The 12,435-nt window shown below is 69.1% G+C and carries 14 protein-coding genes and 1 tRNA gene; 11 read left to right on the top strand and 4 right to left on the bottom strand.

Annotated elements, in window-relative coordinates; all coding sequences use genetic code 11:
• The first annotated feature begins 150 nt into the window (after window positions 1-150).
• From rpmF to AWC02_RS12435, 6 genes are all read left to right on the top strand, one after another.
• Window positions 151-324, top strand: coding sequence for a 50S ribosomal protein L32 (gene rpmF / locus AWC02_RS12460; RefSeq protein WP_046320862.1), 174 nt, complete (start codon window positions 151-153; stop codon window positions 322-324).
• Window positions 325-388: 64 nt separating this feature from the next.
• Window positions 389-1,081, top strand: coding sequence for a response regulator transcription factor (locus AWC02_RS12455; RefSeq protein WP_085129064.1), 693 nt, complete (start codon window positions 389-391; stop codon window positions 1,079-1,081).
• A complete protein-coding gene (locus AWC02_RS12450; protein ID WP_085129063.1) occupies window positions 1,081-2,532 on the top strand; it encodes a HAMP domain-containing sensor histidine kinase in 1,452 nt (483 codons plus the stop codon). The genes AWC02_RS12455 and AWC02_RS12450 overlap by 1 nt, the downstream gene beginning before the upstream one ends.
• Window positions 2,533-2,589: 57 nt before the next feature.
• On the top strand, window positions 2,590-3,951 hold the full coding sequence (locus tag AWC02_RS12445) for a S1C family serine protease (protein ID WP_085129062.1): 1,362 nt from the start codon (window positions 2,590-2,592) through the stop codon (window positions 3,949-3,951).
• 46 nt (window positions 3,952-3,997) lie between these two features.
• Window positions 3,998-4,492 carry a MogA/MoaB family molybdenum cofactor biosynthesis protein gene (locus AWC02_RS12440; protein ID WP_085129061.1) on the top strand — a complete coding sequence of 165 codons (495 nt, stop codon included), beginning with the start codon at window positions 3,998-4,000 and terminating at the stop codon, window positions 4,490-4,492.
• A gap of 204 nt (window positions 4,493-4,696) precedes the next feature.
• Complete coding sequence (locus tag AWC02_RS12435) at window positions 4,697-5,155, top strand: large conductance mechanosensitive channel protein MscL (RefSeq protein WP_336385675.1); 459 nt, start codon at window positions 4,697-4,699, stop codon at window positions 5,153-5,155.
• A gap of 4 nt (window positions 5,156-5,159) precedes the next feature.
• Here AWC02_RS12435 and AWC02_RS12430 read toward each other — a convergent pair whose 3' ends face one another.
• From AWC02_RS12430 to AWC02_RS12420, 3 genes are all read right to left on the bottom strand, one after another.
• A complete protein-coding gene (locus AWC02_RS12430) occupies window positions 5,160-5,807 on the bottom strand; it encodes an SAF domain-containing protein (RefSeq protein ID WP_085129059.1) in 648 nt (215 codons plus the stop codon).
• 66 nt (window positions 5,808-5,873) lie between these two features.
• The gene (locus AWC02_RS12425) at window positions 5,874-6,224 is read right to left on the bottom strand and encodes an FmdB family zinc ribbon protein (RefSeq protein ID WP_085129058.1); all 351 of its coding nucleotides are present in this window, start codon (window positions 6,222-6,224) and stop codon (window positions 5,874-5,876) included.
• Window positions 6,225-6,298: 74 nt separating this feature from the next.
• The gene (locus AWC02_RS12420) at window positions 6,299-6,898 is read right to left on the bottom strand and encodes a 5-formyltetrahydrofolate cyclo-ligase (protein WP_207568053.1); all 600 of its coding nucleotides are present in this window, start codon (window positions 6,896-6,898) and stop codon (window positions 6,299-6,301) included.
• Window positions 6,899-6,992: 94 nt separating this feature from the next.
• On the opposite strand from AWC02_RS12420, the gene AWC02_RS12415 reads away from it, so the two are divergent.
• From AWC02_RS12415 to AWC02_RS12395, 5 genes are all read left to right on the top strand, one after another.
• Window positions 6,993-7,904: a UTP--glucose-1-phosphate uridylyltransferase gene (locus AWC02_RS12415; protein WP_085129057.1), complete on the top strand. Its 912-nt coding sequence runs from the start codon at window positions 6,993-6,995 to the stop codon at window positions 7,902-7,904.
• Between the two features lie 32 nt (window positions 7,905-7,936).
• Complete coding sequence (gene glp / locus AWC02_RS12410) at window positions 7,937-9,205, top strand: molybdotransferase-like divisome protein Glp (RefSeq protein WP_085129056.1); 1,269 nt, start codon at window positions 7,937-7,939, stop codon at window positions 9,203-9,205.
• Window positions 9,206-9,215: 10 nt separating this feature from the next.
• The gene (locus tag AWC02_RS12405; RefSeq protein ID WP_085129055.1) at window positions 9,216-9,878 is read left to right on the top strand and encodes a GNAT family N-acetyltransferase; all 663 of its coding nucleotides are present in this window, start codon (window positions 9,216-9,218) and stop codon (window positions 9,876-9,878) included.
• 150 nt (window positions 9,879-10,028) lie between these two features.
• Window positions 10,029-11,114 (top strand): divisome protein SepX/GlpR, encoded by a 1,086-nt coding sequence (gene sepX / locus AWC02_RS12400; protein WP_085129054.1) that lies wholly within the window; start codon window positions 10,029-10,031, stop codon window positions 11,112-11,114.
• A 49-nt stretch (window positions 11,115-11,163) separates the two neighbouring features.
• Window positions 11,164-11,236: transfer RNA gene (locus AWC02_RS12395), tRNA-Ala, on the top strand.
• A gap of 15 nt (window positions 11,237-11,251) precedes the next feature.
• Here AWC02_RS12395 and AWC02_RS12390 read toward each other — a convergent pair.
• A complete protein-coding gene (locus AWC02_RS12390) occupies window positions 11,252-12,319 on the bottom strand; it encodes a MinD/ParA family ATP-binding protein (protein WP_419179251.1) in 1,068 nt (355 codons plus the stop codon).
• Between the last annotated feature and the right edge of the window lie 116 nt (window positions 12,320-12,435).

Genomic DNA, 12,435 nt, shown 5'->3' with positions numbered 1-12,435 from the left:
CGCTCCGCAGCTACGGCTCTCCTTATGTTGTGGCGCGCTGTGGTGGGGCGTTCGCTATTTTGGAGCCGACGCTGGTCACCGGCTATCCTTTGCGATAGTCCCGCCGCTGGAATCGAGCGGCACTATGCCAACAACAGGAGAGGCTCGACCATGGCCGTGCCGAAACGCAGGATGTCGCGTGCGAACACTCGCAGTCGCCGCGCACAGTGGAAGGCTGAGGCAACCGGCCTGGTCACCGTGTCCGTCGCCGGACGTGCCCACAAGGTGCCGCGCCGTCTGCTCAAAGCCGCACGTCTGGGTCTCATCGATCTCGATCGCCGCTAATTAGGATCCGACACGACCGGCGTCTGGCCCCCCAGATCGCCACTCGGATGATTGGATAGCACCCATGGCTACCCGGGTATTGGTTGTTGATGACGACCGCGCTGTGCGCGAGTCGTTACGCAGGTCGTTGTCGTTCAATGGTTACTCCGTCTCGTTGGCCACCGATGGGGTCGAGGCGCTCGAGGCCATCACCAACGACCGTCCGGACGCGATGATCCTGGACGTCATGATGCCGCGGCTGGACGGCCTGGAGGTCTGCCGTCAGCTGCGGAGCACCGGTGATGACCTGCCGATCCTGGTCCTGACGGCCCGCGACTCGGTCTCCGAGCGCGTCGCCGGCCTGGATGCCGGGGCCGACGACTACCTGCCCAAGCCGTTCGCGCTGGAGGAACTGCTGGCCCGGATGCGGGCGCTGCTGCGCCGCACCACCGCCGAGGAGCTCAGCGAATCGGTGGCGATGTCGTTCGAGGACCTCACGCTGGACCCGGTGACCCGCGAGGTCACCCGGGGGGACCGCCAGATCAGTCTCACCCGCACCGAGTTCGCCCTGCTGGAGATGCTCATCGCCAATCCGCGCCGGGTTCTCACCCGCAGCCGGATTCTCGAGGAGGTGTGGGGCTTCGACTTCCCCACCTCGGGCAACGCGCTGGAGGTCTACATCGGGTACCTGCGTCGTAAGACCGAAGCCGAAGGGGAGCCGCGGCTGATCTACACCGTGCGCGGGGTGGGTTACGTGCTTCGCGAGACGCCCCCCTGATGCAATCGTTCCGCCGTCGGCAGGGTGAAGAGGCGAAGAAGACCTCCCTCTCGCTGCGCTGGCGGGTAATGCTGCTGGCGATGTCGATGGTGGCATTGGTGGTGGTGCTGATGGCCGTCGCCGTCTACGCCGTGATTTCGGCTGCGCTCTACAACGACATCGACAATCAGCTGCAGAGCCGGGCCGAGATGCTGATCGCCAGTGGCTCGCTGGCCGCCGATCCCCGCAAGGCGATCGAGGGCACCGCCTATTCCGACGTCAACGCCATGCTGGTCAATCCGGGCCGGTCGATCTACACCGCGAATCAGCCCGGCCAGCGGCTGCCGGTGGGCCAGCAGGAGAAGGCCGTCATCCGCGGCGAGCTGTTCCTGTCGCGCCGCACCGCGTCCGGCCAGCGGGTGCTGGCCGTGCACCTGCCCAACGGCAGCACCTTGTTGATCTCCAAGAGCCTGGCACCCACCCAGGCGGTGACGATGAAGCTGCGATGGGTGCTGCTGGTCGTCGGCGGCGTGGGCGTCGTGGTGGCCGCGATTGCCGGCGGCATGGTGACCCGCGCCGGGCTGCGGCCGGTGGGCCGGTTGACCGAGGCGGCCGAACGCGTGGCGCGCACCGACGACCTGCGACCGATACCGGTGTATGGCAGCGACGAGCTGGCCCGCCTCACCGAGGCGTTCAACGCGATGCTGCGGGCGCTGGCGGAGTCGCGAGAGCGCCAGGCCCGACTGGTCGCCGATGCCGGCCATGAGCTCAAGACCCCGCTGACGTCCCTGCGCACCAATGTCGAGCTGTTGATGGCCTCGGCGGCGCCGGGCGCCCCGCAGCTGCCCGAAGAGGAGATGGCCGAACTGCGTGCCGACGCAATCGGGCAGATCGAGGAATTGTCCACGCTGGTGGGCGATCTGGTGGACCTCACCCGCGACGATCAGCGTGAGGTCGCCAACGAACAGGTCGACCTCACCGAGGTCGTCGACCGCAGCATGGAGCGGGTCCGGCGGCGCCGCAACGACATCGAGTTCGATATCCAGGTGGTGCCCTGGTACGTCTACGGCGATGCCGCGGGCCTGTCCCGCGCGGTGCTCAACCTGCTCGACAACGCGGCCAAGTGGAGTCCGTCGGGCGGGGTCGTCGGGTTGCGGATGCGTCAGCTCGACCCCACGCACGTGGAGATGGTCGTCTCGGACCAGGGGCCGGGCATTCCGGAGAGCCAGCGGGAGTTGGTGTTCGAGCGCTTCTACCGCTCGGATTCCGCGCGTGCCATGCCCGGATCCGGGCTGGGGCTGGCGATCGTCAAGCAGGTGGTGCTCAAACACGGCGGGGCGATCACCATCGGAGAGACCATCCCCGGGGGCAAGCCGCCCGGCACGTCGTTTCGGATGGTGCTGCCCGGCGGTCCCACCTCCGCGGCACCCGCTTCGGCCACAGCCGTCACAGGCGCTTCTCAGTCCACGTAGGCATGGTGGTGAGGCAACGTCGCTGCCGCCTCGCGTCACTAGGAGTAGACAACAAACATGACGAATTACCCCGGGTACCTCCCGCCGCCTGCGCAACCGGAACGGCCCCACCCGGCCGGTTCCACCGGTGCGGACCAACGCGGGCAGACCGGTTATCCGGGCGGGCCCGTGCCGGGCTCGTACCCGCCGCCCTACGACTGGCGTTACGTCCAGCATCAGGGCAGGCCTTCGGGCTATCGCACCGCCTATGACGCCCCCAACGGCGGGGGCCCGCGCCCGGGCGGTCCGGCACCGAAGCGGTCCCGCACGGGCGGGCTGGTGCTGGGAGCGGTCGGTATCGCGGTGATGTCCGGCGTCATGGGCGGGGTGGTCGGTTCGGCGCTGAACTCCGATCAGCGGCCGATCGCGGCTGGAGGTCACATTCCCGGCTTTCAGAACCCGGGCGTTCCGGCGGCGGTGAATCTGCCGGACGGTTCGGTGGAGAAAGTCGCGGCGAAGGTGGTGCCCAGCGTCGTCATGCTGGAGACCGACCTGGGACGCCAGTCCGAGGAGGGATCGGGCATCGTCCTGTCGGCCGACGGGATGATCCTGACCAACCACCACGTGGTGGCCGCAGCGGCCGCCAAACCCGACGCGGCCGGCAAGCCGGGGCCGAAGACCACGGTGACGTTCTCCGACGGACGCACCGCCCCGTTCACGGTGGTGGGCACCGATCCGGCCAGCGACATCGCCGTGGTGCGCGTCCAGGGTGTCTCGGGGCTGACCCCGATCACGATCGGCTCCTCGGCAGACTTGCGGGTGGGCCAGCACGTCGTGGCGGTCGGCTCGCCGCTCGGGCTGGAAGGCACCGTGACCACGGGCATCGTCAGCGCTCTCAACCGGCCGGTCTCCACCACGGGGGAGGCGGGCAACCAGAACACCGTCCTCGACGCCATCCAGACCGACGCCGCGATCAACCCGGGCAACTCCGGTGGCGCGCTGGTCAACATGAACGGCGATCTGGTGGGCGTCAACTCGGCGATCGCCACGATGGGCGGCGATTCCGGCGAAGCCCAGGGCGGATCGATCGGCCTCGGCTTTGCCATCCCGGTCGACCAGGCCAAGCGGATCGCCGACGAACTCATCAACTCGCCGGACCACACGGCGTCGCACGCCTCCCTGGGGGTGCGCGTCACCAGCGAGCGCAGCCTGCACGGCGCCAAGGTGGTGGAGGTGGTGCCCGGCGAGGCGGCCGCCAAGGCCGGTCTGCCCGAAGGAGCGACGGTGACGGCGTTCGACAAGCGCCCCATCGGCAGCGCCGACGCGCTGGTCGCCGCGGTGCGTTCCAAGGCGCCCGGCGACCAGGTGACGCTGACCTATCTGGACCCCTCCGGAGCGACCAAGACCGCGCAGGTAACCCTGGGCAAAGCACAGCAGTGACGGGTTGGTGACCCGGACGACGCTTTCCGGATATACGGTTGCACCCATGGAGCAGTCCCGAGAACTCGCCGGCCGCGCCCTTGTCGTCGTTGTCGACGACCGCACCGCCCACGGCGATGAGGACCACAATGGCCCGTTGGTCACCGAACTGTTGGCCGAAGGCGGATTCATGGTCGACGGTGTCGTCGCCGTCGCCGCCGACGAGGTGGAGATCCGCAACGCGCTGAACACGGCGGTGATCGGCGGGGTCGACCTGGTCGTTTCGGTGGGCGGTACCGGGGTCACCCCGCGCGACGTCACCCCCGAGGCCACCCGCGAGCTGCTGGACCGCGAGATCCTCGGCATCGCCGAGGCGCTGCGGGCGTCCGGGCTGTCCGCCGGGATCGCCGAGGCCGGGCTCTCGCGTGGTCTGGCCGGCGTCTCGGGCAGCACCCTGGTGGTCAACCTGGCCGGGTCGCGGGCGGCGGTCCGTGACGGCATGGCGACACTGAACCCGCTGGCCGCGGCGATCATCGGCCAACTGTCCAGTCTGGAGATCTGAGCCGCCATGCCCGGACTCGAAGAGCATCAGTCGTCGTCGGACGAACGCGACCCCGACGACGCCCGTGAGGCCGAGGAACGCGAGCGCTGGTTGCGGGACAACATCCCGCCGCATCACGGTTGAGGTTCGACTTCTCGAAATCCCCCGTACCGACTCCGCAGCGGCCATTACGGTTCGCCGTAGGCGGCGTGGCGCCGCTTCGCAGTGCATCCGTACGGAAGGGGAGTTGCGGTGCTCAAGGGGTTCAAGAATTTCCTGATGCGCGATGACGTCATCACGGTGGCCATCGGTCTGGTGGTCGCACTGGCGTTTTCCAACCTGGTCAAGGCCTTCACCGACAGCGTGGTCAACCCGCTGGTCTCGGCCGCGCAGCCCGACACGGCAGGGCTGGGGCTGGGTTACCAAATGGGGGCGGAAGGCAACGAGGCGACCTTCGTCGACCTCGGAGCGTTCCTCTCGGCGATCATCTACTTCATCGTGTTCATGGCCACCGTCTACTTCGTTATCGTGCTGCCCTACAAGCACATTCAGAAGCGGCGCGGCAAGTCGGTGTTCGGCGACGAGGCGCCCACCAAGACCTGCCCGGAGTGTCGGTCGGAGATCGACGCCGACGCCAGAAAGTGCAAGTTCTGCGCCAGCCCGCAGCCGGCCGCCGCGGCGTGACGGTTCAGCGCAGGGTCAGCGTCACGGCCTGACCCAGCGTGGCGCCGGCGACCGCGACGGCAGCGGTGGCCGGCAACGCCACCAGCACCACCCGGTCGTCGTGGTGCTGGCCGGAGACCAGCACCACGATCCCGCCACCGGCCAACACCCGGGCGGCGCCGGGCGAACCGGCGGAATCGTCCGGAGCGGCGGTCACGACGTCGACGACGTCGCCGGGGCGCACAACGTCGAGCAGCCCGGCGTCGGCGGGGTGCACGCTCACGATGCGGGCATCAGGCCCCGCGGCCGCCTCGCTGAGGCGGCGGCCCAACAGCCGCAGGTCGGTGAGGACCTCGCCGCGCCGGGCCGGGCCGGCCAGTGTCGCCTGCAGCACCGCCGTGATGTCCGTGGCGGCGCCGTCGGGAACCGTGGGGGCCGGGCGGGTTTGGCGTTGGACGTCCTCGACGGTCAGGGTGGTGCCCGGGGCGATGTCGCGGCGGGCCACCACGACCTCCACCAGGTCGTCTCGTGGGTCGGTCCGGAATGCGGCGATGCCGGCCAGCACGACCAAGGCGCCCGCGGTCACTCGGCGGGCGCGCACCGTCCGGGCCCAGTCCGGGCGCAGGGTCTGCGACAGCCGGCTGATCAGGGTGGGGTTGAGCGAGTCGCCCATGGCGTCACGCTAGGCCGACAAAGGGCCCCCGGGCCGTCGCCCGGGCGGGCGACTGTGGATAACGGTTCAGCTGGAGGCGGCTGCGGGCGCGGCGGCGGTGGAACCGGACGTGGCGCTGCTGCTGCCGCTGGACTTGTCGGCCGATGCGCTCGTGCTGCTGCCGGAACTGCTGCCGGAGTCGCTGGAGGACGAGGCGGCAGAGGCGCTGCTGCCGTTGCCGTTCGACGACGATTTACCCGCTTCGCGGCTGTCTGTGCGGTAGAAGCCGCTGCCCTTGAACACCACGCCGACTTTCCCGAAGATCTTGCGCAGCCGGCCGTTGCAGTCTTCGCAGTTGGTCAGGGCGTCATCGGTGAAGGCCTGGACCACGTCGAAGCGGTTGCTGCACTCGGTGCAGGCGTAGCTGTAGGTGGGCACGTAAACCTCCGTGGATCGAACAATCGCGTTAGCACTCTACCGTGCCAAGTGCTAGAACGCCTATGTGGCCTTTCTCATTCCTGGCCGCATGAGCGCGGTTGCAGCGGCACCAGGCCCAGGCCCGGTGTCAGCACATGAGTCATCGGCACATCGTGGTCCTCGGCGGGCAGCTCATCGACGAGTTCGGCGTCCCGCACGATCGCAACCAGCGGAGTCCGCGGGTCGCGCCACGGCAGCGATCGGTCGTAGAAGCCGCCGCCGCGGCCCAGCCGCGCACCCCGGCGGTCGACGGCCACCGCCGGCACCACGATGAGGTCCGCCTGCGCCATGGTGTCCGGGGCCAACCACGGCTGCGGCGGCTCGAGCAGCCCGTAGCGGGCCGTGGTCAGCGCCTCCGGCCGGTAATCGCCCCACCACAGCGGCAGCGGGCTGCCGTCTTCCCCAATGCGCACCACCGGGAGCAGCACCCGCACGCCCCGGCCGGCCAGGCGGTCCAGCATCTCGGCCGACCCCGGCTCGCTGCCCACCGGCAGATGGGCGCACACGGTGCCGGCGGTGCCGGCCAGGTGCTCCAGATGGGCGGCCAACGCGGTGGCCTCGGCGTCGTGCACCTGGGGGGACACCGCGCGCCGCTCGGCGAGCAATCGCGCCCGCAACGCGGACTTGGCGGCCATTACCGCGTCGTCGGTCACGGCAAACAGACTGTCAGCTTCGGCTCGCCCACCGCCAGCCGAAGGGGTGAAGTCGACTGCGGTTATCGTGTGAACAATGCCCACGCCAAAGGTTCCGATCCCGCGCACTGCCATTGTGCCCGCGGCGGGTTTGGGCACCCGTTTTCTGCCCGCGACCAAGACGGTGCCCAAAGAACTGCTGCCCGTCGTCGACACCCCCGGCATCGAGCTGGTCGCCGCCGAGGCCGCTGAGGCCGGTGCCGAGCGGTTGGTGATCATCACCTCCGAGGGCAAGGACGGCGTGGTCGCGCACTTCGTGGAAGACCTGGTGCTCGAAGGCACGTTGGAGGCCCGGGGGAAGAAGGCCATGCTGGCCAAGGTGCGCCGGGCGCCGCAACTGATCAAGGTCGAATCGGTGGTGCAGGCCGAGCCGCTGGGGCTCGGGCATGCGATCAGCTGCGTCGAGCCCACCTTGTCTGTCGACGAAGACGCCGTCGCGGTGCTGCTGCCCGACGACCTGGTGTTGCCCACCGGAGTGCTGGAGACCATGTCGAAGGTGCGGGCCCGCCGGGGCGGCACCGTGCTGTGCGCCATCGAGGTCAGCCCGGAGGAAGTCAGCGCCTACGGCGTCTTCGACGTCGAGCCGCTGCCCGACGGTGACAACCCGGACGTGATGCGGGTCAAGGGGATGGTCGAGAAGCCCAAGGCCCAAGACGCGCCGTCGACCTATGCCGCGGCAGGCCGCTATGTGCTGGACCGGGCGGTGTTCGACGCCCTGCGGCGCATCGACCGCGGAGCCGGCGGCGAGGTGCAGCTGACCGACGCGATAGCGCTGATGATCTCCGAGGGCCACCCCGTGCACGTCGTCGTTCATCGGGGTTCGCGACACGACCTGGGAAATCCGGGCGGCTACCTCAAAGCTGCGGTTGACTTTGCCTTGGACCGTGACGACTACGGTCCGGACCTGCGGCGGTGGCTGGTGGCGCGGCTGGGCTTGGCCCAAAGCTAACCGAGGTCAGGCTGCAACGGAGAAAGGCACACGTGCGTTCGGTTGAGGAGCAGCAGGCCCGGGTTGCGGCTGCTGCGGTGGCGCCCCGCCCGGTGCGGGTGGCGATCGCCGAGGCGCAGGGCCTGATGTGCGCCGAAGAGGTGGTCGCCGAGCGGCCCATGCCCGCATTCGACCAGGCCGCCATTGACGGCTACGCGGTGCGCAGTGTCGACGTCCTGGGTGCTGAGGCGATCGGCGACACCTCCGACGGCTCGCAGCGCGAGGAGGCCGTGGTCACGCTGCCGGTGCTCGGTGTCATCGAAGCCGGTGCCCGCACCCCCACCCGGCTGCAACCCAAACTGGCCACCCGGATTCAGACCGGTGCCCCGATGCCCACCCTGGCTGACGCGGTGCTGCCGCTGCGCTGGACCGACGGCGGCAACTCCCGGGTCCGGGTGCTGCGCGGCGTGCGCCCCGGCGACTATGTGCGCCGGGTCGGCGACGACGTGCAGCCCGGTGATGTCGCCGTGCGCGCCGGCACGGTGGTCGGGGCCGCCCAGGTGGGCCTGCTGGCCGCCGTGGGCCGCGACCGGGTGCTGGTGCATCCGCGCCCCCGGCTGTCGGTCATGGCGGTGGGCGGCGAACTGGTGGACGTCAACCGCACGCCCGGCAATGGGCAGGTCTACGACGTCGACTCCTATGCGCTGGCCGCCGCCGGCCGGGACGCCGGGGCGGAGGTGAACCGAGTCGGGATCGTCAGCAACGACCCGAAGAAGCTGCGCGAGGTGGTCGAGGGTCAGCTCAACCGGTCCGAAGTGGTGGTGATCGCCGGTGGGGTCGGCGGCGCTGCGGCCGACGAGGTGCGCGCCGTGCTGTCTGAACTCGGTGACGTGGAGGTCGCCCGGATCGCGATGCACCCCGGATCGGTGCAGGGCTTCGGCCAGCTGGGCCCCGAAGGCGTGCCGACCTTCCTGCTGCCCACCAACCCGGTGAGCGCGCTGGTGGTGTTCGAGGTGATGATCCGCCCGCTGATCCGGCTGTCGCTGGGTAAACGCGAGCCGATGCGCCGTATGGTGCGCGCCCGCACCCTGGGGCCGATCAGCTCCATGCCGGGGCGCAAGGGATTCCTGCGGGGCCAGTTGATGCGCGACGAGGAGACCGGGGAGTTCCTGGTGCAGGTGCTCGGGTCCTCGGGAGGTTCGTCGTCGCATCTGCTGGCCACACTGGCCGAGGCGAACTGCCTGGTGGTGGTGCCCGAAGAGGTCGAGCAGGTCGCCGCCGGCGAGTTGGTGGACGTCGCCTTCCTGGCTCAGCGCGGTTGAGCCCGGGGCCATGTTGGTCAATTGGTGGCCGTTCAAAGCCGTAGAGCATCCCGGCTGGCCGAGTGTGCTCGGCCCGCTGCGGGTGCCGGCCGGAGTGATTCGGCTGCGGCCGGTGCGCATGCGAGACGGCGTGGCCTGGAGCCGCATCCGGTTGGCCGACCGGGCCTATCTGGAGCGGTGGGAGCCCAGCGTGGAGGTGGACTGGGTGACGCGGCATGGCAGCGCCGCGTGGCCGCCGCTGTGCTCCAGCCTGCGCTCGGAGGCCCGCTACGGTCGGATGCTGCCGTACGTGATCGAACTCGACGGCCGGTTCTGCGGCCAGCTGACCGTGGGCAACATCGCGCACGGGGCGCTGCGGTCGGCGTGGATCGGCTACTGGGTGTCGTCTGCGGTGGCCGGCGGGGGAGTGGCCACCGCGGCGGTCGCGCTGGGGCTCGACCACTGCTTCGGGCCGGTTCGTCTGCACCGGGTGGAGGCCACTGTGCGGCCAGAGAACGCGGCCAGCCGGGCGGTGCTGGCCAAAGTCGGCTTTCGTGAGGAAGGGCTGCTGAAGCGCTACCTGGATGTGGACGGGGCGTGGCGGGACCACCTGCTGGTGGCGCTGACCATCGAAGAGGTGGCCGGATCGGTGACGTCGGCCCTGATTCAGTCCGGCCGGGCCGCCCGCGCCTGACGCGCAATTACCAGGCCAATGTTACCCGTGTGGTAGTTGTGACTGACGAGGTCAGAGAGTAAATTACATCGATGTAACTGGTTCGGCGCGTCATCCGAGGCCTGTGTGGCTCCCACACCTAGCCTTGGCTCGGAAAGGAGCAGGCCAACCATGCCCAGCATCCCACAATCATTGCTCTGGATCTCACTGGTCGTTCTCTGGCTGTTCGTACTGGTGCCGATGCTGGTCAGCAAGCGTGACGCGGTGCGTCGAACCAGTGACGTGGCGTTGGCTACCAGGGTCCTGACCAGCGGGTCCAGCGCCCGCCTGCTCAAGAGAGGCGGCCCGGCCGCCGGGCACCGCAGCGACCCGCACTGGCAGCACAGCGGTGACGACGAGGCCGACGACATCGACGACATCGACGATGTCGATGACGTTGACGACGCGCCCGCCGAGAGCGGTTCTCGGGTGTTCGTCGCCGCGGCCGCGGTGTTCGTCGCCGCCGAGCACCAGGTCGGTGAGCAGACCGAGCTGGACTACCTGGATGTCGATGTCATCAGCGACGACGCCGGCGAGCTGGCGCAGGCGGCCACCGAAGCGCAGGCGCACGAGGCCGCAGAGGCCGCAGAGGCCGAAACCGAGGCTCAGCCCGAGCCGGAGGCCGAATACGAGCCTGAGAACGAGGCCGACGACGAGTACGAGGCCGACGCCGAGGCAGAAGCCGACGCCGAGGGCTACGAGTACGAATACGTCGAGGACACCTCCGGGCTGGAACCCGAGGCGGAACCGCGGCGACCGGGCGTTTCCGGGGTGTCCGCGCGGGCCCGGCGGCCCCGTATCGACACCGCGGCGGCGGTCAGCGCGCGCAAGTACGAGTTCCGCAAGCGGGTGCTGATGTCGCTGGCGGTGGTCCTGGTGCTCTCGGCCCTCACCGCCTTCACCGTGGCGCCCAGCGCCTGGTGGATCTGCGGGGTCGCGGCGGGCGCAACCGTGCTCTATCTGGCCTACCTGCGTCGCCAGACCCGTATCGAACAGCAGGTGCGGGCTCGGCGCGCACGGCGCGCCGACCGGCCGCGCATGCAGCGCGAGGGCGCTCACACCGGCGCGTTCGAGGTGGTGCCGTCACGGCTGCGGCGACCGGGCGTGGCGGTGCTCGAGATCGACGACGAGGACCCGGAGTTCGAGCACCTGGAGTACGCGTCCAGCGGCGGCCGCTACGACTGGCGGGGCGACCTGCCGCGCGCATCCGGTCAGTAGGTCTCGGTTTCAGAGGTCCGGGCGGGGGCTGGTAATCTCTGTCCGGTCAGGGGCTATAGCGCAGTTGGTAGCGCGTCTCGTTCGCATCGAGAAGGTCAGGGGTTCGATTCCCCTTAGCTCCACAGAGTTCGAGTAGTTCAGATGTCCCAGCCCAGGTCGCTCAGCCGATCGGCTCTGCGCGCATTGTGATCCGCCAGCGCCGCGGTTATCTCGAACAGTCGTAGCCGGTTCTGCGGGCGAAGCGCGTACTGCGTATCGATGATGCCGCCTTTGGCAAGGTGCGGGTCATACGGCATGTACTCGGCGTGGATCTCGGCTTCGATGAACAGATCGGTCAAGTAGTCTCGCGCATTCGCCGTGGCGTGCTTGCGGCTGTTGTTGAGGATGACTATCGAACGCGCCAACAGGTCGTGGTAGTCCATGGCGCGGAGCAGATCGATGGCACGGGCGACCGGCATTGCGGTGTCGCCGGTGAGCCCGGACACAAAGACCAAGGCGTCGCAGGAGTCGAACACCGCCCTCATCACCGGATGCTCCAGGTTGTCCGACGTATCGATCAGGACGATCTGGTGCGTGCGGCACAGGCGGTCCAGCGCGTCGTTCAGCATCGAGGGCACCAGGGGACGAGGCTGGTCGGAGGTCTGATTGCCCGACAGCACATCCAGACCGATGTTGTTCTGGCCCAGATGTTCCCGGATATCGGTGTAGCCTGCCACCGCGGTCTTGGAGATGATCTCGGTGTAACCGTCCGGGGCGCTGGAATCGATCCGGTCGGCCAATGTGCCGAAGCCCGGTGCGGCGTCGATCGCCACCACGTTGTCCGAGCGGCATTCCCGGAGTATGCCGCCGATACAGGTGGTCAGCGTGGTCTTGCCGACGCCGCCTTTACCGGAGACCACGCCGACTACCAAGTGTTTGGGCATGTTCCGACGGATCTGATCGCGCAGTGCGCGGAAACGCTGTTCAACCCGGGATTCCCCCACGTTGATGCCGCGGAAGGAGGCCTCATAAACGAGCCGGCGCCAGCCGGAGGCCGGTGCGGGTTTTCGCGGCGCGGGCGGATCCGGAATGTGCAGAATCTCGGAGATGGGGTAATACCGTGGCGGACGGCGAATCGCCTCGTTTCCGATCCGGTGGGCACCGACCTGATGCGGACGCCGATGCGAGCCCCGTTCCATGCTGGGCGTGCTCCACTCGGGCAGCATCGGTGACGATCGGTGCAGGTCGGTCACGGTGCCATTAGTAGCACGGGCGGTCGAGCGCCTATCGCCGATTTGGGGCGCCACGACGAAACCGTTTGCCGGTCGTTACAGTCCTGCGG

Origin of the sequence: Mycolicibacter engbaekii (genome assembly GCF_002101585.1) — a bacterium.
Lineage (GTDB): Bacteria > Actinomycetota > Actinomycetes > Mycobacteriales > Mycobacteriaceae > Mycobacterium > Mycobacterium engbaekii.
This window is presented reverse-complemented; position numbering and strand designations above follow the sequence as displayed.